Below are 24728 nucleotides of genomic sequence, written 5' to 3'. Positions count from 1 at the left end.
AATATATTGTGCATTTTGAGGGAACCGGGGCGCGCTGATCGTCTAGTTCGGCTCATCGTCTAGCTCCGCCTCGAATCCAGCTAGACGGCCTCGGGGAGGACCGGGTATTTCCCCAGGTGATGATGAACACGGTTTTCAGTAATTAGCTGATCGTCTGGTTCGACAAAAATGCAGCTAGACGATCAGCGGAAACTAGACGATAAGCAGTGGAAACGAGTCAGAAAGCGCCAGGAAAGCACCGGAAACGAGCCAGAAAGCGCCACAACAACCCAACGGGCACCACCGCCCACCGTAGAATCACGCGCATGGCTTTGATTGCGGCGATTGACCAGGGTACGACGTCGACACGTGTGTGCATCACGCGCACGGACGGGAAGGTCATCACCCAGGCGCAGTTTGAGCACGAGCAGATCATGCCGCGCAAGGGGTGGGTGGAGCACGACCCGATGGAGATCTGGCGTAACACACGCCGGGCGCTCAGCGAAGCACTTGCTGACAAGGACATCGCTGAGCAGGACATTTACGCTCTCGGGCTGACCAACCAGCGCGAGACTGCCGTGATTTGGGACAAAGCAACCGGCAAGCCGATCTACAACGCGATCGTGTGGCAGGACACCCGCACGAACCACGATGGGGACGCCACGAAGTACCTGGACAAGACCGGGCTTTTGCACAATTCGTATCCTGCGGCGCCGAAGTGGGCGTGGATTCTGGACAATGTCGAAGGCGCTCGCGAGCGCGCCGAAAAGGGCGAACTCCTGGCGGGCACGATGGATACGTGGCTGATCTGGAACCTCACGGGCGGGGCGAAGGACAAGGACGAGGCGTTGCATCTGACGGATGTGACCAACGCGTCGCGTACGTTGCTCATGGATTTGGAAACCCTCGATTGGGACGAGCAACTTTGCGACGACCTCCGCATCCCGCCCCGAATCCTTCCCGAGATCCGGCCGTCTGTGGGCAACTTTGGCAAGATCCGTCCGCGGGGTCCGCTGGCGGGCGTGCCGATCACGGGCGTGCTCGGCGACCAGCAGGCCGCGCTGTTCGGCCAGGGTGGCCTGCACGAGAACGACGCGAAAATGACGTACGGCACCGGCCTGTTCATGCTGCTCAACACGGGTGCCGAGCCGAAGTTTAGCGACCGCGGCCTGCTGACCACCGTCGCCTACCAGGTGCAGGGCCAGCCGCCGGTGTACGCGCAGGAGGGCTCGGTGGCCGTGGGCGGGTCGTTGATTCAGTGGCTGCGCGACCAGCTCGGCATCCTGAGCACCGCCGCAGAATCGGAAACCCTCGCGGAGCAGGTCGAAGACAGTGGGGGAGTGGTGATCGTGCCCGCGTTTTCCGGCCTGTTCGCGCCGCGGTGGCGTCCGGATGCGCGGGGTGTGATTGTGGGGTTGACGCGGTTCGTCGATAAGCGGCACATTGCTCGCGCTGCGCTGGAGGCGACATGCTTGCAGGCGCGTGAGGTGGTGTGTGCGATGGGCGGCGACCCGACGACGCTGAAGGTCGATGGCGGCATGACGGAGAACAACCTGTTGATGCAGATGCAGGCCGACATCCTCGGCGTGACGGTGGAGCGGCCCGCGAACACGGAGACGACCGTGATGGGGGCGGCGTCGGCGGCTGCGATGGGCATTTCGCTTATCGACGAACCCTTGTCGCTCGGCACCTCCACCACCTGGGAAAGCGAAATGGCCGGCCCCGAACGGGACCGGCTGGTCACCGCGTGGGAAGACGCGGTGGAGCGCTGTCTAGATCTTGCCTAGGCCCGAGCCTGCGAGGGCCTAGCGCGTGGTGATGTCCAGCGCGTTGGTGGTCGGGTTGTAGGTGATGCTGCCGCCTTCGAAGTCGATGCGGACGACGTCGCTGGTCGGGTAGTACTCGCGGGTGATCGGCATGCCGAGTGGGCCTGCGTCGAGGCCTTGCTGCAGCCAGGCCTCCGCAATCTTGCCGACGAGCGCGATGATCTCGCCCTGGTCATTACGCGCGGCGATGCCGTTGGAGTAGAAGGTGATTGCCGGGCCGGTCGGTCCGCCAACGCCTGCGATGAGTTTGCCCAGGGTGGGCTCAAGAGCGGTCCAGACGGCGGCGGCCTCGGTGGCGCCGAAGGCGTTCAGTGCTGGGCCGACAGCTGGGCCGATCTTTTGGGCCAACTCCGAGACCTGTGCGAGGTTGAGCCCTTGGAAGACCTCCAACCCCTGGCGCTCGCTGACGCCGGGGAGCATGTCGCGTGCCGCCAGGAACAGCAGGACTGCGCCGATGACGGTGCCGGCCGCGGTGGCGATGGCGATCGGGTCGCCGGAGGTCAGGCCGGTGAGAACGCCTGTGGCGTTGTTGCCGGTGTTGCCCTGATTGCCGGTGTCGCCTGGCAATGCCGGGGACTGCGCCGTGGTGGTGACAGCGGTCGACTCGGTGCCGCGGTTGCCCAGGCCTGCGCGGTTGCCGGCCTTGAGCGTGCGGTACTTCGCTGCGGCGGTGGCGCGGATCATGGGCAGTTTGGAGTACAGGTTGTCGCCTGGGCAGGTGCTGTAGTGGAAGTCACGGTGAGCGTTGATGTTGCTAAACGATGCACCCTGGCCAGCCGAGTACTTGGAGCCCTTGAAGCTGAATTCTGCCTGGTGGTAGCTGTAGCCCATTGGGTTGAAGTCGGCGACGGCTGCCTTCCAGCCGATGATTTCGCCCATGGCGCGCAGTGCTGCGGTGGTGGGCTGGGCGCTTTGGTAATCGCCAAGCATGGATACGCCCCAGGTGTTTTGGTTGAATCCGCCGACGTGTGCGCCTTGTGGGCTGCGGTCCATGCCGCCTGCGCGGCCTTCGTAGATGTTGCCGTACTTATCCACGAGCGCGTGGTAGCCAATGTCACCCCAGCCCAGGTTGCGGGCGTGGTAGGTCCAGATACCGCGGACGATGCCCGGTGCCTGGGCCTCGGTGTAGTTGTTGGAGCCTGCGGTGTGGTGCACGGTCGCTGCGGTGGTTGGTTCGGAGTAGTACGGGGCCTGGCTGGAGCCTGCACCCCACTGTGCGCGGGTGATCACCTTGGGCATGCCCCAGGTGTAGGAGTCCGCGACCGGGTTGATGCCGCCTTGGGTTTGGCCTTCGCCGCCGTCGAGGAAGACGGCGTTGAGGTCCTTGGCGGTGGTGGGGGCGCCGGATTCGGTGCGGCCGCCGTCGAGAAGGTCGACGCCGCCGGTGGAGACCTGGACGCGCTTGGTTTTGCCCACGAAGATCGGTTCGGTGCCGAACTTGTCGCTGCCCTTCGGCGGGTCGATCGGGTCCATTTCGAACCATTCTGACCAGGTGCCGTCGGCCTGCTGGGAGCGGACGAAGGCGGCGATGTCGCGGTCGCCGGTCCAGGTCAGGCCGACGATGGAGAAGTCGCGGTCGTTGGTGAACTCCTTGACCACGCGGCGTACTTCGCCTTCTTCGCCGCCTTGGGTGCGGATGGCGGCGTCGTCGACAGTGATGTTCGCGCCGGACGCGAAGGACTCGGACGCGGTGTACACCTCGGGTGCGCCGGCGCCGAGGGATTGGACGTGGAGGATGCGGTTGCCGCTGAACACTTGCGTAGCGACGAGAGCCACCACGAGGAGAACGGACACCACGGCAGGCAGGACTACGGCCCGGCGTGGTCGGACCGCACCGCCCTGAAGACTACGGCGTTGTTGCACGGTAAAACTCCTGACACTTCTTGTGAAAATAGTGGCAATTGTGACTGGAACGCAGTGTAGTGCAATTTAAAGTCTCAAGAAAGACTTGAGGCTTTTGTGGCGTGTCGCGGCGTGGTGTCGTCGATAAGCAACTGTGCGAAAATAGACCGCATGGCATACGACCTCATTGTTGTTGGATCAGGGTTCTTCGGCCTCACCGTGGCCGAGCAAGCGGCGAGCGAGCTGGGCAAACGCGTGCTGGTGGTGGAAAAGCGCAACCACATCGGCGGCAACGCCTACTCGGAGCAGGAGCCGGAAACCGGCATCGAGGTGCACAAATACGGCGCGCACCTCTTCCACACGTCGAACGAGCGCGTGTGGGAATACGTCAACCGCTTCACCTCGTTCACCGACTACCAGCACCGCGTGTTTGCGATGCACGACGGCACCGCCTACCAATTCCCCATGGGCCTCGGCCTGATCAACCAGTTCTTCGGCAAGTACTACTCGCCGGACGAAGCGAAGAAGCTCATCGAACAGCAGCGCGAAGGCCTCGACCCGGCCGCCGCGACCAACCTGGAAGAGCGTGGCATCGCCCTGATCGGCAAGCCGCTCTACGAGGCGTTTGTGAAGCACTACACCGCCAAGCAGTGGCAGACCGACCCGACTGACCTGCCGCCGGAGATCATCTCCCGCTTGCCAGTGCGCTACACCTTTAACAACCGTTACTTCAACGACAAGTACGAAGGCCTCCCCGTCGACGGATACGCCGCCTGGCTGGAGAAGATGGCGGAGCATGAGCTTATCGACGTCCGCACCGACACCGACTGGTTCACCGTCCGCGACGACATCCGCGCCGAAAACCCCGACGCACCAGTGGTCTACACCGGCCCGCTCGACCAGTACTTCGACTACGCCGAAGGCCACCTCGGCTGGCGCACCCTCGACTTTGGGCAGGAAGTGCTGAACACCGGCGACTTCCAGGGCACCTCGGTGATGAACTACAACGACGCCGACGTCCCCTACACCCGCATCCACGAGTTCCGCCACTTCCACCCGGAGCGCACCGAGTACCCCACCGACAAGACCGTCATTGTCAAGGAATACTCCCGCTTCGCCGAGGGTGACGACGAGGTGTACTACCCGATTAACACCCCCGAGGACCGCGCGAAGCTCGAGGCTTATCGACGACTCGCGGCGGAAGAATCCGAACAACACAACGTCCTCTTCGGCGGCCGCCTGGGTACCTACCAGTACCTGGATATGCACATGGCCATCGCGTCTGCACTGACCCTGTTCGACAACCAGCTCCGTCCGTTCTTCGAGTCCGGCGAGCCACTGTCCCAGCCGCGCGGCCACTAGGAGGTACTTGTGAGCGCTGAGATTTTCGTTCACCCCGACTGCCCCGACTGCACCGACGTGATCGCGCAGTTTAAGGCAGACCCGCAGGCCTTCGGCGACGCCGAACTTCTCGACGTCACCAACCTGCGCAACCTCAAACGCTTCCTCACCCTGCGCGACTCGCTTGACGGGTTCGCTGACGTGCGCGCCGCCGGCAAGATCGGTGTGCCGTCCAAGGTGATCGACGGCACGACGGTCGAGTTATAAACAACCCAAAACAACTCCAAACAACTATGCTGACCTGCTCGGATGGGCTGATTTTGGGCGAGTTTTGCGGTAAGTTGTTTCGGAGTTGTTTCAAACAACTTTGAAACAACTTTTGTTATTCTGAGCCCATGCTCGATTCGGGTTTTGAGGGTGTGGAGGAAGCGCTGTCGGCAATCGAGGCCGGAGATAGCGCTGGGAGCTGGGAATCCCAGGTACTGGATTTCAAGGAAGATCCTGCTGTCCACCCGATGAACAAGAACCCCGATGCGGGGCTTGTGGAGTTTCTTGTCGACGAGGTCATTTGTTTCTCCAACGCCGACGGCGGTGTCGCCTACATCGTCCTTGGCGTCAACGACAAGAAGACAGGCCCTGCTGCGTTCACCGGTACCGATCGCTCATGCGACTGGTTGGTGGAAAAGATTTACAGCAAGACGCAGCCTCATATTCAGGTCGAAGCTTCTGAAATCGAGCGCTGCGGCAAGCGTTTGATTGCGTTGCGCATCCCGCGGGGGATGGCGTTGTATCAGCGTTCCAAAGGCCAGGCCAGTAAACGTGTCGGGAAAAACTGCGTCCCTCTGGGGGAGGATGAGCGTCGCAGTATTCACCTTTCCCGATCGAACCCCGACCTGAGCGCTACTGCGTCTCGACGAAGCCCTGAAGATCTCGACCCTAAGGCAATCGAGCAGGCTAAAGCACTCCTTGCCAACCGGAAGCATGCCTTGGGTGATGACTCTCCTGTACCCCAGACGAGTCTTGAACTCTGCAGTGAGTTGGGATTGTTTACGCCCCATGGCGCGCTGACCTTTGCGGCAGAAATTCTCTTCATGCAGCCGCTGCGCAACCGGACGGTCGTGCGACACTTGCTTCGCGACGTGCCCAGTGGCGATCCGAAAGTCACCGAGATCTCCGCACCGTTGATTACTGCATCAGAACAGCTTCGTGCGTTGATTAAGGCTCACACGTCGCAGGAAATTGCGCGAGTGCAACTCCCGAACGGGCAAGAGTTTCCCATTCCGGCGTTTCCTGCGGCTGCTGTAGACGAAATTGTTTCCAACGCATTCGCGCACCGCGACTGGGGAGCGACCACTGCAATCGTTGTTGATCAGTCTCCGACCAGTCTGACCGTTTGGTCTCCTGGTGGTCTCCCTGTCGGCGTGCCTGAGGAAAGGATTCTGACCACCCAATCGATCCCGCGTAACCCGATTCTGATGGGTGCATTGCGGCGGTTGGGCCTCGCTGAAGAGTCTTCGCGAGGCTTCGATCGCATGTGGGTCTCCATGCTCGCCAGTGGTAGACAAGCGCCTAGTCTGAATGCCGATGGACCGTTTGTGGAGGTCACGTTGCCCGCCGGAAACGTCGATTCGGCTTTTATTAAGTCGCTGTACCTGCTGCGTGCTGAGTTCGGAGAGGCGATATTCAATAGCGTAAATGGGCTCTTAGTGGCGCGTCATCTGGCGAACAACCAGATTTTGATGACGTCCACGGCGGCCCGACTCATGCAAGTCCCGGAAGCGCAGGCCCAAGAATACTTGGGGTGGTACGCAAGTCAGGGCTTCCTAGAACCTTTGCGGGATGCCCCCGAGTGGATATTGTCTGCTCGAGCACGGACGGCTTTTGGGGGGAACGAATCTACTGCGATTGCATCCGTGACTACCGAGGACTGGATCGTTGCTCAGTTGCGCGAGGGGAAGTCCCTGAACGCTCGTGAGGTTGCGAATGAACTCGGCGTCGAGCGTGAATCAGTGAGCCGAATCCTTCGCCACCTTCGGGACCTAGGGAAAGCGAAAATCGCCGACGGGAGCCCAACGCGAGGCCCGAGTGTCCGTTGGGTTTCGGTATAAACAACTCAAAACAACTCGAAACAACTATTGTGACCTGCGGCGATGGTTTAATTTCGGGTCAGTTTTATAGCGAGTTGTTTCATAGTTGTTTCAAACAACTCCGCAGCCGGGTGGCTAGGCGCTCGGGACCGGGGCGACGAAGGCGGACACGAGGTACCGGTTGATGTCAGGGCGGTTGATGATGCCCGCGCCCGTGCCGTCACCGGTCTTAAAGGCGACTAGCCGTTTGGCCGGCTACACGGGCGCCGGGACTGCTCACCTCAATGCTTTCCTTAGGATAGGCAAGCCTATATAGTTTGCGGGGTGAGTTTTAGACCTTTCCTTGCAACCGTCGTCCGCAGTGAACGCATTGCGCCGAGTTTCCAGCGGGTGACGTTCACCGGGGTCGACGACATGGGACCCGCCGTTCCTATCAGGGATTTGCGTATCAAGCTACTGATCCCGCCTGTCAGTGGTCTGTTCGAGCTTCCGGAAGAGGGGTGGTGGGAGACGTGGCGTGCGATGCCGGAGCATATGCGCGGACACCTGCGTACCTATTCCATTCGGGAGTTCCGGCGAAGTGCTGAAGGTCCTGACGAATTGGATGTGGATTTTGTTTTGCACAGCGATAGTCCCGGTCCCGCCTCGGCGTGGGCGCAGGACGCACACCCTGGGCAGCAGCTGCTGATTATTGGACCAACCCGCGACGATGATTCCGGTGTTGGTATTGAGTTTGACCCCGGATCTGCTGCGATTGTGCGTCTTTACGGCGATGAAACCGCGTTGCCTGCAATGGCTCGTATCTTGGGGGATTGGCCCGAGGGGCTCGCCGGTTCGGTTGATATTGAGGTGCCCGCCGGCAATCATCTGCCCATCGACTCCCCTTCACAGGTTGATATCCGTTGGCACTTTCGTGAAGAGGGTGACTTCGACTACGGAGGCTTGCTTCTCGCGCAGCTGAAACAGGAAGTTGGATCCCGTTGTGTCTCCGCTTCGTTGGAAACTGGAAAGCCTGGTTTTGTGGATGAAGCCCAGCTCGATGAAGTCTGGGAGACACCCACGTATTCCAGCAGTGGTGAGTCCATAGCTTCCACGCCGGATACCGTGGGACATACCTATTACTGGATCGCTGGGAAGAATACGGCTGTGACGGCCATGCGGCGGCTTCTGGTGGGGGAGGCGGGAGTGCCTCGTCATCACGTGTCGTTCATGGGGTACTGGCGGTAACGGAGTTACAGCGTGACTAAACGTGTTGGGCTTGTCGCCCTCCTTGTGATTTCCACTGTGTGTGCAGCGCTGGTGTCGCTGTTGATCGGGGCGCGCGAAATGGGTTTCGAGGCGACGGTGAGCGCGGTTCGTGATGGACTCATGCTGGCGTTCTCGGATGCAGACGAACAGTCTGAGGCGTCCAGCGATGAGGCGAAGATCATCGCGCAGCTCCGTGTTCCGCGCACTCTGCTTGGTCTGCTGGTGGGAGCAGCGCTGGGCACTGCGGGCGCACTGCTGCAGGGACACACCCGAAACCCGTTAGCAGACACAAACCTGCTGGGCGTCGGGCCTGGCGCGGCGCTTGCTGTGGCAGCAGCCATTTCCTTTTATGGGTCAATGACGGTATTGGGCACTGTCGGGGTGGGATTTCTCGGGGCGATACTTGCGGTAGCGCTTGTGTTCGTGCTCAGCATGAGAAGCCTGGGATCTACGCCGATCACGGTGGTGCTTGGTGGTTCCGCGTTGGGTGCGGTTTGTTCTGCGCTGACGAGCGGCATCGTACTGACGCATACGCGAAGCCTTAATGAGATGCGGTTTTGGACAGCGGGTGCTATCGCCGGACGCGATATGCAGGTGGTCACGGTCCTTGCTCCCGTGATTGTTCTTGGGCTCGTGGGCGCCTTTGCTTCAGCGAATCAGCTAAACCTCCTGAACTTGGGGGATGACGTTGCAAATGCACTTGGCGTCCGAGTTTCTATCGCGCGGACCTTGGGTATCGTCCTGGTTGCATTGCTTACTGGCGCAGCGGTGGCTGGAGCCGGACCGATCGGGTTCGTTGGCCTGGTTGTTCCGCACCTCGTGCGTAGCCTCACCGGCCCGGACTACCGCTGGGTGCTGCCGTGTTCCGCGCTGGCTGGGGCGACGTTGCTCTTGTTTGCTGACGTTATTGGTCGCGTCATCGCGCGCCCTGGAGAATTACAGGTGGGCATCACACTCGCCTTCGTTGGGGCCCCATTTGCACTGCATATCTTGCGGAAGGGGACGAAACTCTGATGCGGGTTTTCGCGATAAACACTGCTCTTGCGGTGCTGGCCCTAGCCGCTGCCCTCGGGGGCGTGATGGTTGGAGATTTCGAGCTATCGGTTCGAGACGTAGTTTCCGCTCTCATGGGCCAAACGGCAGAGTTGACCCGGACTGTAGTTCTCGAGTGGCGCCTGCCACGAGTGGTCACGGCGCTGGGGGTAGGTGCTGCGCTGGGCTTTGCCGGGGCAATTTTCCAGACCATTACAAGGAACCCACTGGCGAGTCCGGACATCTTGGGGGTCACCTCGGGTGCCTCCGCTTTCGCGTTGACCGCGCTACTCGCTGGTGGAAGTGCCGGGATGATGCTGCGTGTATTGGGCGTGCCGCTCAGTGCATTCCTCGGGGGACTGACCGTATCTGCGGCAATCTGGTGGCTGAGTCGTGGTGCTGGACTAGGGTCTTTCCAGCTTGTCTTCGCCGGCATCATCATCAATGCGCTGGCGATGGCCTACAACTCGTTCCTGCTTGTTCGTGCTGACTATCGAGATGTAGGCAAGGCCCAGGCGTGGGTGACCGGTTCGGTGGGTTCTTCTAGTTGGCACGACGCCATCGCGGTACTCATTGCACTGGCGGTCGTCATTCCACTATTGCGGTGGGTGGCCTTCAAGCTTGAGGCACTCTCTTTGGGGGAGGACACTGCTGCTGGTCTCGGGGTAGAGCCCCGGCGTACCCAGCTGATCCTCATGCTAATGGCTGTAATGCTGGCATCGATGGGCATTGCGGCATCTGGGCCGATAGCCTTCGTGGCGTTTGTCGCACCACAGATCGGACGCAAGATCACACATGCAGCAACGCCGCCATTAGGAACCGCGATGCTTACTGGCGCGGCGATCGTATCCGTCGCTGACTTGGCGGTGCGAACCCTGGTGCCGGGGAATCTGCCGGTGGGAATAGCCACAACTGCAATTGGTGGCGCAGTGCTGCTTTACACGCTGTTGCGTGCAACACGAAAGGTGTCCATATGATGCTTCAGGTCCGAAATCTTAAGGTAAGTTATGGCGCTTCCGTCATCCTCAAGGGCATTGATTTCGACGTGTCCAAAGGCGGAATCACCACAATCATCGGCCCAAACGGTTGTGGCAAGTCAACGCTGTTGCGTGCTGTGGCAGGGCTTCTTACGCGTGACTGCGGCACGGTAACGCTGAACGGCGTGGACATGGCGAATCTGAAGCGCCGCGAGATTGCGCGTCAGCTTGCAGTGTTGCCACAGACTCCGGTGGCTCCCGAGGGGCTGACAGTGCATGATTTGGTTGGCCGTGGACGCCACCCACATCGATCTTGGTTGCGACAGAGCTCGGCTGAGGATTCACGTGTGGTCGATGAGGTGATGGAACTGACCAATATCACGGAGTTTGCAAACCGTCCGCTCGAGCGACTTTCTGGTGGTCAGCGTCAGCGCGCTTGGATTGCGATGGTCTTAGCTCAGGAGACTCCGCTCGTGTTCTTGGACGAGCCGACGACTTACCTAGACTTGTCTCACTCTGTCGAAGTCTTGTCGCTCGTACGTCAACTCGCCGATCAGGAGGGTAGAACCGTGCTTATGGTGCTGCATGATTTGAACCTCGCAGCACGCTATTCGGATCAACTCATCGTGATGCAGCGTGGCGAGGTAGACGCGGTCGGTGCGCCCGCTGAGGTGCTTACCGAGTCTTTACTGGACCGCGTTTTTCATCTGCCTGCTGTCGTGACAACAGACCCAGTAAATGGGGGCCCACTGGTTGTCCCCCGGTAAGCACCACTTCCGCCTGGTGTTCTAGAGCGACTTTTTGATTTGATCGATTGCGTACGGGATCGTGAGGGGGTTCGGCATGCTCATTGCGTTGGCGGTATCTGTGTCTAACCAGTAGACCCCGCCACGCTTATTCACATCGAGGTCCATGAAGGTGGCGTCGTTCTTCAGAGCATCGATTGCGCCGTAGTAGTCCAGCACGAAGAGGTAATCCACGTCGTTGAAGTCGGCGTAGTTCTCGGGGGACCAGTCAAGGAAGAAGCTGGAGCCATCGCCGTTGAACTTCTCCGGGATCTTGAACCCTAGTTTTTCGATGAAGGAGCCGCGGCCGTCGCCCGAGGTGTAGACGCCAAACTTTCCGTCGTAAGGCATGCCGATTACCGCTGTTTTGCCTTGCAACTCGGGGTGCGCTTCACGGAAATCCTGGAAGGCCTTCTCGGAGTCGGCGATGAGCTTTTCGCCTTCGGCCTCCTTATTCAACGCCTTGGAGATTTCCTTAATCTGTTCGTCCCATGGCACCTGCCAATCTTGGTACTCATCCGAGTGGAAGGTGGTTGGTGCAATCTGCTCGAGTAATGCCCTCTTATCGGCTTCGAGGCCGCTATTCACTGCAATGATCTTTGTCGGGTTGAGCGAGGCAACTTGTTCGGCAGTGTCAGTACTGAACTCGGTGGTCGTGTCCCGGAGCGGGTTTGGTTCGACTGTGAGCTTGTCCTTGGCCCACGGTCCAAGTCCGGAAGGGTCCCCCGTACCTTCCTGTTGCCAGGTGGCGTAACCAACCGGTTGTTCGCCCAGGGCAAGGACCGTATCGACGTCGCCGAGGCCCATTGTCACAATGCGCTCCTCTGACCCGTTGGCATCGGAAGTTTCGGGAGCGGTTGTTGAATCGCTTGATCCGCTGGAGCAGCTGGCAAGCATGAGCGCCGCAGTGAACGTGGCTGCGATCCCCTTCAGGGCGCGAGAGGTAAAGAGTGCCAAGGTTGCACCTTTCGTAGGTGGTCAAAAAGTTTCACGTTAGGTCTCCCTGACCTAACGTGATTACTCTAAGGCATGCCTTACCTAAGTGACAATCCTTGTCTGGGCGCTCGGGACCGGGGTGACGAACGTCGAGACGAGGTACCGGTTGATGTCAGGGCGGTTGATGATGCCAACCACCGTGTCGTCATCGGTGCCGAACTCGGCCGAGTCGTTGTGGGCAAGCAGTGCATATGGGGTGGTGAAGGCCGGGACGGAGTCGCCGATGACGTCCAACACGTCGCCGGCGGAAGCCGATATCGGATTTCTGTGAATTCAGCAGATGGGCGAGGAACCAGCGTCAGCGTCGTAAGCTGAGCCAGCGTGGGAACGTTTATTGCGCTAATCGGATTGTTGCTGGCCACCGTCATTGTCGCTGCGGTTGGTGAGCGCACGGGCATTCCGTGGCCGGCGCTGCTGACCATCGTGGTGGCGCCGGTGATTTTCATTCCAGGCATTGACACGGTGTCCATTGACACACACCTGATCTTGCCGATCTTCCTGCCGCCACTGCTGTGGTCGCTGGCCAGGCGCACGAGTTGGGGTCAGATCGGCTCGCAGCTCAACGTGGTGCTGACCATGTCGGTCATCCTGGTGTTCCTTACTATCGCGGCGCTGACGGCGACGGCGATGTGGATCCTGCCGGGTGTGAGTCTGGCTACCGCGATGGTGTTGGCGGCGGCGATCGCCCCGCCGGACCCAGTCGCGGTCGACGCGGTGGCGGGACCGGCTGGCATTCCGAAGCGCATCACCGGAACGTTGCAGACGGAGGGGCTGTTTAACGACGCCGCCTCGATTGTCACCTTCAACATCGCCATGGCTGCGGTGATTGCAGAGGGTGAAGTGGACTTCACCAAGGGATTCGTTGAGTTCCTTTATGCCGCGGCGGTTGCTGTGGTGGTGGGGTTGATCGTCGGCAGGCTAGCTGCGCTGTTTGCAAACTCGGTGCCAGATTCCGTGATCCGTACCGCGTTTACGTGGGTGCTGCCGTTCGCCATCTATGCGGGTTGTGAGGCGATCCACGCTTCGGGCGTGATCGCGATCGTGATCGCCGCGGTGGAGTTGTCGTCGCGCTCCACGATGACAGCGGAGGACCGCCTGACCGGTCACTCGTTCTGGGAAACAGTGGAGCTGCTGTTCACGGGCGTGGCGTTCGGGTTGATCGGCATGAGCGTGCGTGATGCTATCGACACCGCCGGCACCTACATTTGGCCCGCCGTACAAGTCGGCGTGGTGCTCTCCGTCGTCGCATTTGTGGTGCGTCTGGCCTGGATGTGGGTGCTGTACAAGTTGAACGTGCGCAAGGGTCGCACGCACGTGTCGCCACTGCGCCTGCAGGAGGTGCTCCTGATGGCGTGGTCTGGCATGCGCGGTTTGGTCACGTTGGCGCTGGTGTTGGCTATCCCGCCGTCGGCAACCGAGTACCACCACGAACTGTCCGTCATCGCGTTGACGGTGCTGACCTGCACGATGGTGATCCCCGGCCTCATGCTGCCATGGCTGGTGCGGAAGATGGACCTGCAAAAAGGCCCAGAAGCAGACCGGGCAATTGAAGAATTGAACCAGCGGGCGTACGCGGCGGCGCACAAGGCGGTGCGCGAACACGGCGAGGAGCATGCGCCGGAGGCGTACACGATGGTGCAGGAGTGGTTGAACTCGATTACGGAGCAGCGCCTGCAGGATCCGGAAAGCACTGACGAGCGCATGGCAGCTTTCGAGCGCGCTCGCGAAAGCGCGATTGAAATGCAGAAGGTTGCGCTTAAGGCGGCGAGCTCCGAGTTGCACCGGGCGCGCAGGGAGCGCCAGTACAACCCGGCGGATGTGGACGCGGTGCAGGCTGACCTGGACCGTCTTATCGTGGCCAGCAAGCGCAACGTGCTCGCACGCCCAAGCCAGATGGTGAAGTGGGAGTCCTAGTTGCTAATCGACGACCACATCCGCCATCGCATATAACGTCTCCCGCGCCGCCTTGAACGCCTCCGGTGTGGCGGCGAACTCGGCTGCACGCGCAATGGCGGAGTTGAGCAGCGCGATATCCACGGCTGATACGCCAGGGCAAAAGTCCGCCACGATGGTGCGGAATCCGGCGTGGGAGCGTTGCACGTTGTCGTCGGCAAACGCCTCCGGGAAGTTCTTCGCCGCCGCCATGAGTGGGCCGTGGCCACCATGCGCGAAGAGGTCCAGGGTGGCGTCCACGTAGGCACGCATGCGCTGATGAGGCTCCGGCGGCGCGTTTTTAATCTTGGCCTCGAGTTCGGCGTTCCACTCGTCGGTGGCCGCGATGAGGAGCTGGACCAGCAGGTCGTGCTGGGATTTTGCATACCGGTACACGCTGGGTCGCGCGAGACCGACCGCGGCAGCCACCTCCGCCAGGGTGGGCACCTTGCCGTGGTTTTCGACGATGAGGCGCTCGGCGGCGTCAAGCACCGCGCGGTGCTGTACGGCGCGGTGCTCGGCGACGGTGTCCTCAGTAATCTTCGGCATGCCCCTGAGTCTACGGAGTGGTTATTTCGTTTCGGTGAGACATGTTTCCGCCGACTATCTCGCAGAATTTCAAAGTGCAAAGTGAAACCGTTTCAAAATGTCGAACAAAACCGTTTCAAAGTGTCGAATGTGCTGGTGGGAGGTATAGTTTTGGCATGTCAAACTCATACATTCCAAGGCTTGCGGATGGCCAACTCGAAAGCGCTCTTCGCCGCCAAGGTGGCGTGCTCATTCATGGGCCGAAGGGTTGCGGGAAAACGGAAACCGCGAGTCGGCAAGCGGGGAGTGTCTTGAATGTTGAAACTGATCCGAGCGTCCCGCTGGCGATGGCGACCGATCCACGTGTACTGCTCGACGGCGGGGTCCCGCGCCTTGTTGATGAGTGGCAATTGCAACCGCGTCTTTGGGATTTTGCGCGGCACGAGATTGATTCTCGTAAGGCGAAGGGACAGTTCATCTTTACGGGTTCCACCGCTCCGGGAGTGGACACAACCCGCCATTCTGGTGCTGGAAGATTTGCGCGCCTAACGATGTCGACGATGACCCTGTTCGAGTCGGGAGAGTCAGACGGTTCTGCATCCCTCAGCAAGATTGCTGCGGGCAGTGCTCCTGATTTTGCAACTCCTGCCTTGACTCTGGCTGAGCTTGCTGAGCGAATGTGTCGCGGAGGCCTTCCTTACAACGCGGACCTTTCCTTGGATGACGCGATAGAGAACGTCCGTGATTACGTGCAGACGGTCGCCGATGTGGATATCCACACTGTGGGTGAAGTCTCGCGAGACTCGGAGCGTGTGCGCAGGATAATGCAGTCCATCTCTCGCGCGGTTGCTACAGAGGTTGATCTGCAAACAATTGCGACTGATATCGACATGCATCGTGAAACCGCACGTGATTATCTCGACGCGTTATCGCGGATCTTTATTTCGGTGGATCAGCCAGCGTGGTCTACGCACCTGCGGTCGAAAGCAACCTTGCGCAAGTCACCCAGGCGTCACCTCGCGGACCCGTCCTTTGCGATGGCTGCACTTGAACGCGGCCCTCAGCAACTGTTGCAGGATCCGCGTTACTTTGGGCAGCTTTTCGAGTCGCTCGTTTTCCACGAGCTTCGCGCGCTGACTGGCAAGACGGTGTACCACGCGCGGCTAAACACGAAGCTTGAGGTTGATGCGGTGGTGAACTACGAAGGCGTCGACATCCTGGTTGAGGTCAAGCTTGGGTACACGCCGGAAATTCTCGATCACGCGGCAGACACCCTTAAGAGGTTTGACGAACAGCTTGAACAGGACACCGTGTTGCTCGTTGTCACCTCTGGTGGGCCTGCACACCGTCGAGCGGACGGTGTGGTGGTTGTGCCGATCGGGGCGCTAGGCCCATAGGCCGACCACCTACCGGCCGTCGCCGAACTCGCGCTTGAAGTTGTCGTCCCAGTCCACCTCGGGTTGGGAGTCGAAGTAGTGCTGCTCCAGGTTGGGTGCGTCGTTGCTGCCTTGAACTCCCATGATCAGGAACACGGCACCGGCGATGGCGCCGAAGATGCCAACGAACACGGCGGTTGCGCCGGAAAGGAACGAAAAGGACAGCACGCAGATGGCGATGAGGACTGCGCCGATGGTGTAGTTGCGGGCGGGCGTGCCGGGGGTGCGGTGTTCATTGGGGGCGCCGAGTGGCGAGCGATCAACCGAGTTTCCCCCGAGACATCCGCCACCCTGTCCGCCGCCAGCTCCATTACGGTCTCCAGATCCCCCGATGGGGAGGCCGTCGGCGTCGTAATCGCCGTTGTAGTTGTAAGGCTTCATGGCGAAGAGCCTACGGGAGTTGGCCGGTGAGGCGGTCGAGTCGGTCTTTGCTGGGGCCGTCGAGGCCAGTGATGGTGACGGTTTTGCCGCGGTCACGGAACTTCTGGGTGATGGAGTCCAGGGTCGCCACGGTGGAGGCATCCCAGATTTCGGCGTGGCTGAGGTCGATGATGATGTGGTCGGCGTCGTCGGCGTAGTCGAAGGCGTAGACCAGGTCGTTGCTGGATGCCCAGAAGAGTTGGCCGTGGATGCGGTAGGTGCGGGTGTCGATGCGGCCGTCGCCATCAGTGTCGAGCTCCGCCACCTTCTCTACCGACGCGAGGTGGGCGACGCGGCGGGCAAACATGATCATGGCGGTGACCACGCCGAGCACCACTCCGACGGCGAGGTTGCTGGTGATCAAGGTGGCGGCAACGGTGACCACCATGACGATGGTTTCGGACACCGGCATGAGTTTCAGGGTGCGCGGGTGGATGGAGTGCCAGTCAATGGTGCCGACGGAGACCATGATCATGATTGCCACCAGCGCGGCCATCGGGATCATGCCGACGACGTCTCCAAGCACCAGGATTAGCGCCAGCAGGAAAACACCGGCAAGCAGGGTGGACAGGCGGGTGCGGGCCCCGGACTCTTTGACGTTGATCATCGTCTGGCCGATCATCGCGCACCCGCCCATGCCGCCGAAGAAACCGGAGGCGATGTTGGCGACGCCCTGGCCCCAGGATTCGCGGGTTTTGTTGGAGTGGGTGTCGGTGATGTCGTCGACAAGTTTTGCGGTCATGAGCGATTCCATCAGGCCAACGACCGCCATGCCGAGGGCGTACGGGCCGATGATGCGCAGTGTTTCTAGCGTCAGCGGCACGTCCGGGATGAACAGGCTGGGCAGGGAGTGGGGCAGCTCGCCCATGTCGGAGACCGTCGGCACGCGGATGCCAGCAGCGACGACGACGCCGGTGAGCAGGATGATCGTAATCAGCGGGCCCGGGATCGCGCCGGTGACCTTGGGCCAAAAGATCATGATCGCGATGCCGGCGGCGACGAGCGGGTAGACCGGCCACGGGACGTCGATAAGGTGCTCGAGCTGTGCGGAGAAAATCAAAATGCCCAGCGCATTGACAAAGCCGACCATCACCGAGCGTGGGATGAAGCGCTGCAGTTTGGCCACGCCAAGCGCCGCGAGCACGATCTGGAGCACGCCGGCGAGGATGACCGTGGCGACGAAATAATCCAGACCGTACTCCCGTGCGACCGGGGCGATGACGAGCGCGACAGCTCCGGTCGCGGCGGAGATCATCGCCGGGCGACCACCCGTGAACGCGATGGTGATCGCCATGATTACCGAGGCGAACAGCCCGAGTGCGGGGTCGACGCCGGCGAGGATCGAAAATGCGATGGCCTCGGGGATCAGAGCGAGCGCGACGGTGAGCCCGGCGAGTACTTCACGACGAAGCCGCGCGGCGGAGCTAAATGCGTAGCGGAAGGATTCCACAACGCCCGTCGGGGCGAGCGGTTCGCGAGTGGTCTCGGTGTGAGGGGCAGCCATAGGTATACCGTTTTCAATGCGTTAGATGGTTTCCCTCGAGCAGGTGAGGGGTGGAAATCGTAGCTACCGTAACGGTTCCGGGGAGGCGATCGCCAATGCAGCCGCCGCGCGAAAACGGTCCTTGTTACGAGGCGGGGAGGTCGCCGCGGATCGTCGCAAAGCTGTACGCCACCATGTAGATGCCGACGATGGCGGCGATCCAGAGAAGTGTCACTTTTGCCTCGTACTCGAGGCGGGGGATGAGGCGCTCGAGCTGCGGGAAGAACTTCTGGCCGAAGAGCAGCGCCAAGGTGGCGAGGATGACCGTCGGCAAGATCATGACGAGACAGTAGACGCCCACGGCCCCGGCTTTTGCCGCGGAGGGGATTTCCCAGCTGCCGATGATGCCCATCGCTGCGATGTACGGCAGCATCGTCGCCGCCTCGGTAAGTGATGCGCCGAGGCCCAGGGCGACCATGCTTGGCACACTGCTTGTGGCTCCGGCTGCGCGTTTCGGCAACTGCCCGGGTTCGGGCTTCTTGGGGTTGGGGCCGAAGATGCCGAAAAGCGCGAGGACCGCGCCCAGTATCAACGTGATCCATGGGAAGACGTCGGTCTGCGTGGCCCGTTCGGCAATTGAGCCCAGGCCGGCGAACCCGAGGAGGATCCCTAGTCCGAGGAGGAAGTACACCGCCGCAACGGTAAGCAGGTAGGTGGTCAGCGCCGGCACGCGGACGGCGCGCCAGTGGACGATAAGCGCAAGGGGGATGACAAGGGTGCCCAAGCTCAGGCTGTCGAGCAGCGCCAAGCCAACAACGGCGATGACTGAACCCATGCGGATCTCCGGATCTCTCGTACGAACGTATTACACCGTACGAACGTACGAGAATCTAGACTGGGGCGCAACCATGAATGATTTTTCCCTGGACCATCAGTTCTCAGAATCGGCCGCGACCGTCGCCGACGCGACCATCCGCATCATTGCGTCGCGGGGGCTCGATGCCGTGAGCGTGCGGGAGGTGGCGAAGGAATCCGGGTTCGCCGCCGGCTCTGTGCAGTACCACGCTCCGAACAGGGACACCCTGATGGCTCACGCGTTCATCCGCTCCATCCAGCGCCAGAGCGAGCGGGTGGCGGCGGTGCCTGAAAGGGAAGGCGAGCTCGAAACCTGGGTGGCGAGGCTTGCAGAGCTCCTCCCGATCGGAGGTGTGCGTTCCGAAGACGCCGCAATCTGGGTCACGTACGGCTCCGCCTCTGCAACCCGGGACTGGATTGCGAATCTCTATACCGAGGTCCTCGAAGACTTTCAGGACAGCGTTGTCGCTGCGATGGGCGGTGAGGAGGACGCAAAGCCCAAAGCGCGCCTGGTTACCGCGCTGGTCAACGGCCTCACTCTAGACAACCTGCGGGTTCCCGAATCGGAGGCCGACCGCATCCTGGCTGACCTCCGTGAGGGCCTGCGCCTCCTCTTCGCCGGCTAACCCGCGCCACCCCGCGAGCCACACCAAGGAATCACCTTTGAAGCGATTACGCTTAACTCCGACTGCCCACAATAGAAAGTGAGAGCTGTGGAAACGAGCAACAACCTCGCGGTAGACACGCTTGCGCGTGTGCTGATGCCGAAGAAGGGCGAGCCGCACGACGTGCGCATGCTGTACCTGATCGAGCAGGAGCAGAACAAGCAGCGCCTGCGCTGGTCGGACCGGACGAGTTTTGAGGTTCCTGCGGGCAACGAGGTTTCCTTCGAGACCTACTTCAATGCGTTCCCGGCGAGCTACTGGCGCCGCTGGTCGCAGCTGGACACCGTCGTCCTGGCGATGACGGTTCAGGGCCGCGCGACGATTTCGGTGTACCGCTCGAAGCACGACGGCACCCGCATCAGCGTGACCAATGTGGACGCGACCGGCTACACGGAGATCCCGCTGAAGCTCAGCAACTTCGAGGACGGCGGCTGGCTGTGGTTCGACATCACCGCCGAGGAGGACACGCGCATCAGCGATGCGGCGTGGTGCTCCCCGCAGGAGCCTAAGGAGCAAGTGCTTGACGACGGCACCGTGGTCCCACCCCAACCCAAACAGGTCGCCGTTGGCATCCCCACGTTTAACCGTCCCCGGGATGCGGTCAACGCGTTGCATGCGTTGGCTGAGGACCCGTACGTGGAGGCGTCGATTAGCAATGTGCTCATGCCCGACCAGGGCAACCAGCACCCGGCGGACGAGCCGGACTTCGCCGAGGCCGAGCGCAACCTCAATGGCAAACTACAGATTTTCCACCAGGGCAACCTGGGCGGCTCCGGCGGCTACTCGCGCATCATGTACGAGGCGCTCAACAGCACCGACGCTCCGTTCATCCTGTACATGGACGACGACATCGCCATCGAGCCGGACTCCATCGTGCGCTCCGTGCAGGCTGCGCGCTACGCCAAGCAGCCGATCCTGGTCGGCGGCCAGATGCTGAACCTGCAGGACCGGAGCCAGCTGCGCACCACCGGCGAGACCGTCGACCCGAACATCTTCATGTTCTCTGCAGCCAAGCACGCCGTGTACGACCACGACTTTGCCAAGTACCCACTCGGCTACGTGGGCACTGAGGAAGAGGATCTGGATCCGCGTAAGACCACCTCGCGTCCGCTGCACCGCCGCATCGACGTGGACTACAACGGCTGGTGGATGAACCTGTTCCCGCGCGTCGTCGCAGAGAAGATGGGTCTGCCGCTGCCGCTGTTTATTAAGTGGGACGACAACGAGTACGCCCTGCGCGCCAAGGAAGCGGGCTTCCCAACCGTCACCTGGCCGGGCGTTGCCATCTGGCACATGGCCTGGGCCGACAAGGACGACGCCATCGATTGGCAGGCTTACTTCCACATGCGCAACCGCCTCATCGTCGCTTCCATCTACGGGCCGGACAACCCAGAGGCGATGCTGAAGAACATGCAGAAGTCCACCGCGAAGCACTACTTCTGCATGGAGTACTCCACCATCGCGATCCAAAACGAGGCAATGCGTGACTTCCTGGCAGGCCCGGACCAACTCTTCGACATCCTCGAATCCTCGTTGCCGCGCATCCAGAAGATCCGCAGCGAGTACTCCGACGCGCAGGTCCTGCCGTCCGCGACCGAACTGCCCGCACCCACCGGCGCGCCGGGTGTGCCGACCAACAAAATGGGCGGCCGCCTGGCCAGGGTGAAGAAGATCCCGTGGGCCGTCAAGGCGCTGCTGCACCTGCGTAAGGACGAAGACCGCGCCCACTGGGATGCCCCGCAGCTGAACCTCACCGCGGAGGAAGCCCGCTGGTACACCCTGGCACGCGTGGACTCGGCAACCGTGTCTACCGCCGGCGGCACCGGCGTGGCCTTCCGCAAGCGCGACAAGGCCCTCGCCGACAAACTTGTTGAAGAGCAAAAGCAGCTGCGCGCCGACATCAAGCAGCGCTGGCCGGAACTCAAGCGCATCTACCGCGACGCGCGCGAAGACCTGACCAGCCACGACAACTGGGGGAAGGTGTTCGATGCCCAGTAAGGAAACAGACCTGCTCGTCGCCATCCAGGACGCGCTGTATTCTCCCGCCACCGCCAAAGGCGCCCGTGTGCTCTCATACTTCGGTGAGCACGACCTCGGATGGATGGGTGTTGCAACGGCGGGGGCGGTCGTCGATAAGCAACGGCGCTCAAAGTGGCTCGCACTGGGCGTTGGCACCTTCGCCGCGCACGCCGCAACCGTGGTGCTCAAACGCATCGTGCGACGCCCACGCCCGAACGACCCGCGGGTGAAGATCGGGGTGGGAACGCCGTCGCAACTGTCGTTCCCGTCCTCGCACGCCGCGAACACGGGTGCTGCCGCCGCGCACCTGGCTAACATCACCGGCAAGAAGTGGCCGTGGCTGCTGGTGCCCGTAATGATGCTGTCGCGTAACGTGCTCGGCGTCCATTACCCGACCGACACCCTCGCCGGCGCACTGCTTGGCGCGGGGACGGCGAAGGCCGTGATTGAAGCGGAGAAGAGGATTTAAGTGGCACACACGCAAGAACCTATCGACGAGCCGCTGCTGAAGTCTGAACCCCACACCTCAGGTGTGGACCAGGTGATGAAGAAAACCCCACCGAAGAACCTCGTCGACGCGATGATCAAGGGGCTGCGCCCCAAGCAGTGGGTGAAAAACGTCCTCGTGCTGGCGGCACCGTTGGCTGCCGGCGCGGAAGCGTTCACCCGCCACACCGTGGTGGACATCCTGCTGGCGTTCATCGTGTTTTGCTTCGGTGCGTCCTCGATCTACCTGATCAACGACGCCCGCGACGTCGAGTCGGACCGACGCCACCCGACGAAGCGTTTCCGCCCGATCGCCTCCGGCATGCTGCCGATCAACCTGGCCTATGCCATGGCCGCGCTGCTTATCGTGGCGGCGCTCGGCCTGTCGCTGCTGGCCACCGACGGCGCTGCACTGGCCTGGGTCATCGGTATTTATATTGCGCTGCAGCTGGGCTACTGCTTCGGCTGGAAGCACATCCCGGTGATTGACATCGCCCTGGTGTCCTCCGGCTTCATGCTGCGCACCATGGCCGGCGGTGTCGCTGCCGACATCGAGCTGTCGCAGTGGTTCCTGCTGGTCGCCGCGTTCGGTTCCTTGTTCATGGCTTCCGGCAAGCGCTATGCAGAACTGCTGCTGGTCAAGGAAACCGGCGCGGAGATCCGCCGCTCGCTGCAGGGCTACACCGAAACCTACCTGCGCTTCGTCTGGACCCTGTCCGCCACCGCCGTGGTCATGTCCTACGCACTGTGGGGCTTCCAGCTTTCCAACTCCGTCGAGGGCACCGCCGCCATCTGGTACCAGGTATCCATGGTGCCGTTCGTGATCGCGATCCTGCGCTACGCCTCCGTGGTCGACGGCGGCCAGGGCGGTGCACCCGACGAGATCGCCCTCGAGGACCGAGTGCTGCAGCTTCTCGCCGCAGCTTGGATCTTCTGCATCGTCATGGCGGTCTACGTTGTGCCGAACTTAGGTTGGTAGGACAAAACGCAGTAACATCTGCGCAATGACCAAAAACGCCCGTATCTCCGCGCTCGCCGCAGCCGTGGTGGCGGGCGTTGCCGCATTCTGGGGCGGTTGGACCCGCCGCTGGGTGTCCGACGACGGCCTGATCGTCCTGCGCACCGTGCGCAACCTGTTGGCCGGCAACGGTCCCGTGTTCAACGCCGGCGAGCGCGTCGAGGCCAACACCTCCACCCTGTGGCAGTACCTGATCACGCTGTTCGGGTGGCTCACGGATGCCCGCCTGGAAAGCATCGCCATGTGGCTGGCGCTGCTGTGCACCGCCGCAGCAGCAGCCACCGCCGCGTACGCCTCCGGCACGTTCTGGGGCAGGGTCGGCCCCGTCATCCCGTTCGGCATCATCATCTATATTGCGCTGCCGCCCGCGCGCGACTTTGCCACCTCCGGGCTGGAGTGGGGCATGTCGCTGCTGTGGATCTCCATCTGGTGGGCGGCACTCGTCGCCTGGGCCGAGGACCCGGTCAAGCGCCGCGCGCCCTACACCGGCTACTTCCTCGCGTTCTGGTCCGGCCTGTCCTGGCTGGTTCGCCCCGAACTCGCGCTCTACGGCGGGGTGGCAGGCATCATGCTCATCGCGTTTAGCCCCCGCAAAACGCTAGGCATCCTCGCCGTAGCGCTGCCGGTTCCCGCCGGCTACCAACTGTTCCGCATGGGCTACTACGGCCTGATCACCCCGCACACCGCGGTGGCCAAGTCCGCCAGCGGCTCTGAATGGGCCCGCGGTTGGGAGTACTTCGCCGACTTTTTCGGCTACTACTGGCTGGCCCTGCCTCTCCTCGGCGCTGCTGCGGTGGCGGTGTGGTTGTTGTGGGGGGCGAGGGGGCGTCGATTAGCAATTGTGTGTTTGACCACCGGCGTTGCACTCGCGCACATGCTGTACGTGCTGCGCGTCGGCGGCGACTTCATGCACGGCCGCATGTGGCTGCTGCCCCTGTTCGCGCTGCTGCTGCCAGTGATGGCGGTGCCGTACACCAAGGTGACCGCATCAGTGGGCACCGCGCTTGTCGTGTGGGCCAGCGTGATCGTCCTGCGCGCGCATCCCATCGACTGGGAGCCATACAACAACGGCGAAAAGGAACTCGGCATTGTCGACGAGCGCGACTTCTGGACCATGGCCGTCGGCCGCGACGCCGGCGACCCACCCCTGTACGCCGAAGACTTCCTCGGCTCGAAACTCATGGGGGACTGGAACGAGGCCATCGAGCAAGGCCTCGACGAGGACGCCGCCCAGATCAGCCTGGCCGTCGTGAGCTCTGATCCAACGCGCTACAAGTGGTTTGTGCGCGAGCGCCAGCCCGACGCAACCGACCAGCGCGATCTGGAACTGACCGCCTACATGGTCAACCTTGGCATGACCAGCATGAACTCGCCGCTGAACACGCGCATCCTGGACACGGTCGGCCTGGCCACCCCGATTGCCGCGCGCATGCCGCGGGTGCCGGACGGGCGCATCGGCCACGACAAGGAACTGGGCCTGGAGTGGCAGGTGGCGGACACGGATGCGGATCTGGACAAGTTGCCGCAGTTCGTCGATAAGCAAAAAGCGCAGGACGCGCGCGAAGCATTGCGTAGCGACGACATCGCCGACCTGCTGGCCACCTCCCGCGAACCCATGAGCTGGGACCGCTTCTGGGCCAACGTCCGCTACTCGTTGGGCCCGGGCCGCACGCTCACGCTTGACGACGACCCCACGCACTACCTCAGTCACACCAGCCCCACCCGACAAATCGCCTGGCCGACCGAGTGAATAGCGGACTATGTTTCGGGTTG

Annotated in this window: 22 protein-coding genes; 15 read left to right on the top strand and 7 right to left on the bottom strand. The window is 61.8% G+C overall.

Going from position 1 to position 24728, the window contains the following annotated elements; translation table 11 throughout:
* The first annotated feature begins 305 nt into the window (after positions 1-305).
* On the top strand, positions 306-1766 hold the full coding sequence (gene glpK / locus CCOY_RS11250) for a glycerol kinase GlpK (protein WP_092100870.1): 1461 nt from the start codon (positions 306-308) through the stop codon (positions 1764-1766).
* A gap of 18 nt (positions 1767-1784) precedes the next feature.
* On the opposite strand, the gene CCOY_RS11245 is transcribed toward glpK, so the two are convergent.
* On the bottom strand, positions 1785-3668 hold the full coding sequence (locus CCOY_RS11245; protein ID WP_244268648.1) for an N-acetylmuramoyl-L-alanine amidase: 1884 nt from the start codon (positions 3666-3668) through the stop codon (positions 1785-1787).
* A gap of 150 nt (positions 3669-3818) precedes the next feature.
* Between CCOY_RS11245 and glf the strand changes: the two genes are divergently transcribed.
* The 7 genes from glf to CCOY_RS11210 all read left to right on the top strand — a co-directional run bounded on the left by glf (position 3819) and on the right by CCOY_RS11210 (position 11099).
* Positions 3819-5009, top strand: coding sequence for a UDP-galactopyranose mutase (gene glf, locus CCOY_RS11240; protein WP_092100866.1), 1191 nt, complete (start codon positions 3819-3821; stop codon positions 5007-5009).
* A gap of 9 nt (positions 5010-5018) precedes the next feature.
* The gene (locus CCOY_RS11235; protein WP_070423337.1) at positions 5019-5255 is read left to right on the top strand and encodes a hypothetical protein; all 237 of its coding nucleotides are present in this window, start codon (positions 5019-5021) and stop codon (positions 5253-5255) included.
* A gap of 128 nt (positions 5256-5383) precedes the next feature.
* Complete coding sequence (locus CCOY_RS11230; protein ID WP_092100864.1) at positions 5384-7096, top strand: RNA-binding domain-containing protein; 1713 nt, start codon at positions 5384-5386, stop codon at positions 7094-7096.
* Positions 7097-7399: 303 nt separating this feature from the next.
* The gene (locus CCOY_RS11225) at positions 7400-8302 is read left to right on the top strand and encodes a siderophore-interacting protein (RefSeq protein WP_070829284.1); all 903 of its coding nucleotides are present in this window, start codon (positions 7400-7402) and stop codon (positions 8300-8302) included.
* Between the two features lie 12 nt (positions 8303-8314).
* Positions 8315-9337: a FecCD family ABC transporter permease gene (locus CCOY_RS11220; protein ID WP_244268647.1), complete on the top strand. Its 1023-nt coding sequence runs from the start codon at positions 8315-8317 to the stop codon at positions 9335-9337.
* Positions 9338-9402: 65 nt separating this feature from the next.
* A complete protein-coding gene (locus CCOY_RS11215; protein WP_244268758.1) occupies positions 9403-10332 on the top strand; it encodes a FecCD family ABC transporter permease in 930 nt (309 codons plus the stop codon).
* Positions 10329-11099 carry an ABC transporter ATP-binding protein gene (locus CCOY_RS11210; protein WP_070453300.1) on the top strand — a complete coding sequence of 257 codons (771 nt, stop codon included), beginning with the start codon at positions 10329-10331 and terminating at the stop codon, positions 11097-11099. Before CCOY_RS11215 ends, CCOY_RS11210 begins: the two co-directional genes overlap by 4 nt.
* Positions 11100-11120: 21 nt before the next feature.
* On the opposite strand, the gene CCOY_RS11205 is transcribed toward CCOY_RS11210, so the two are convergent.
* Positions 11121-12074 carry an iron-siderophore ABC transporter substrate-binding protein gene (locus tag CCOY_RS11205; protein WP_224213401.1) on the bottom strand — a complete coding sequence of 318 codons (954 nt, stop codon included), beginning with the start codon at positions 12072-12074 and terminating at the stop codon, positions 11121-11123.
* 81 nt (positions 12075-12155) lie between these two features.
* The gene (locus tag CCOY_RS11200) at positions 12156-12350 is read right to left on the bottom strand and encodes a hypothetical protein (RefSeq protein WP_244268646.1); all 195 of its coding nucleotides are present in this window, start codon (positions 12348-12350) and stop codon (positions 12156-12158) included.
* A gap of 84 nt (positions 12351-12434) precedes the next feature.
* On the opposite strand from CCOY_RS11200, the gene CCOY_RS11195 reads away from it, so the two are divergent.
* Complete coding sequence (locus CCOY_RS11195) at positions 12435-14027, top strand: cation:proton antiporter (protein WP_070453294.1); 1593 nt, start codon at positions 12435-12437, stop codon at positions 14025-14027.
* Between the two features lie 3 nt (positions 14028-14030).
* On the opposite strand, the gene CCOY_RS11190 is transcribed toward CCOY_RS11195, so the two are convergent.
* A complete protein-coding gene (locus tag CCOY_RS11190; RefSeq protein ID WP_070423330.1) occupies positions 14031-14594 on the bottom strand; it encodes a TetR/AcrR family transcriptional regulator in 564 nt (187 codons plus the stop codon).
* Between the two features lie 41 nt (positions 14595-14635).
* Here CCOY_RS11190 and CCOY_RS11185 point away from each other — a divergent pair, with 41 nt between their 5' ends.
* Positions 14636-15970, top strand: coding sequence for an ATP-binding protein (locus CCOY_RS11185; RefSeq protein ID WP_254179417.1), 1335 nt, complete (start codon positions 14636-14638; stop codon positions 15968-15970).
* A gap of 9 nt (positions 15971-15979) precedes the next feature.
* Here CCOY_RS11185 and CCOY_RS11180 read toward each other — a convergent pair whose 3' ends face one another.
* The 3 genes from CCOY_RS11180 to CCOY_RS11170 form a co-directional block, all read right to left on the bottom strand.
* Entirely contained in the window at positions 15980-16390 is a 411-nt protein-coding gene (locus CCOY_RS11180; protein ID WP_092100860.1) for a hypothetical protein, read from the bottom strand.
* 10 nt (positions 16391-16400) lie between these two features.
* The gene (locus CCOY_RS11175) at positions 16401-17933 is read right to left on the bottom strand and encodes a SulP family inorganic anion transporter (protein ID WP_092100858.1); all 1533 of its coding nucleotides are present in this window, start codon (positions 17931-17933) and stop codon (positions 16401-16403) included.
* A gap of 124 nt (positions 17934-18057) precedes the next feature.
* The gene (locus tag CCOY_RS11170; protein WP_092100856.1) at positions 18058-18747 is read right to left on the bottom strand and encodes a GAP family protein; all 690 of its coding nucleotides are present in this window, start codon (positions 18745-18747) and stop codon (positions 18058-18060) included.
* Between the two features lie 73 nt (positions 18748-18820).
* Here CCOY_RS11170 and CCOY_RS11165 point away from each other — a divergent pair, with 73 nt between their 5' ends.
* The 5 genes from CCOY_RS11165 (at position 18821) to CCOY_RS11145 (ending at position 24705) form a co-directional block, all read left to right on the top strand.
* Positions 18821-19393: a TetR/AcrR family transcriptional regulator gene (locus CCOY_RS11165; protein ID WP_167594474.1), complete on the top strand. Its 573-nt coding sequence runs from the start codon at positions 18821-18823 to the stop codon at positions 19391-19393.
* Positions 19394-19480: 87 nt separating this feature from the next.
* Complete coding sequence (locus CCOY_RS11160) at positions 19481-21430, top strand: glycosyltransferase (RefSeq protein ID WP_092100854.1); 1950 nt, start codon at positions 19481-19483, stop codon at positions 21428-21430.
* A complete protein-coding gene (locus CCOY_RS11155) occupies positions 21420-21920 on the top strand; it encodes a phosphatase PAP2 family protein (RefSeq protein WP_092100852.1) in 501 nt (166 codons plus the stop codon). Before CCOY_RS11160 ends, CCOY_RS11155 begins: the two co-directional genes overlap by 11 nt.
* Positions 21921-22916, top strand: a complete 996-nt coding sequence (locus CCOY_RS11150) for a decaprenyl-phosphate phosphoribosyltransferase (RefSeq protein ID WP_070482259.1) — start codon at positions 21921-21923, stop codon at positions 22914-22916.
* Positions 22917-22941: 25 nt separating this feature from the next.
* Entirely contained in the window at positions 22942-24705 is a 1764-nt protein-coding gene (locus CCOY_RS11145; protein WP_092100850.1) for an arabinofuranosyltransferase AftB family protein, read from the top strand.
* Positions 24706-24728: the final 23 nt, after the last annotated feature.

The organism is Corynebacterium coyleae (assembly GCF_030408635.1).
GTDB classification, from domain to species: Bacteria; Actinomycetota; Actinomycetes; order Mycobacteriales; family Mycobacteriaceae; genus Corynebacterium; species Corynebacterium coyleae.
This window is presented reverse-complemented; position numbering and strand designations above follow the sequence as displayed.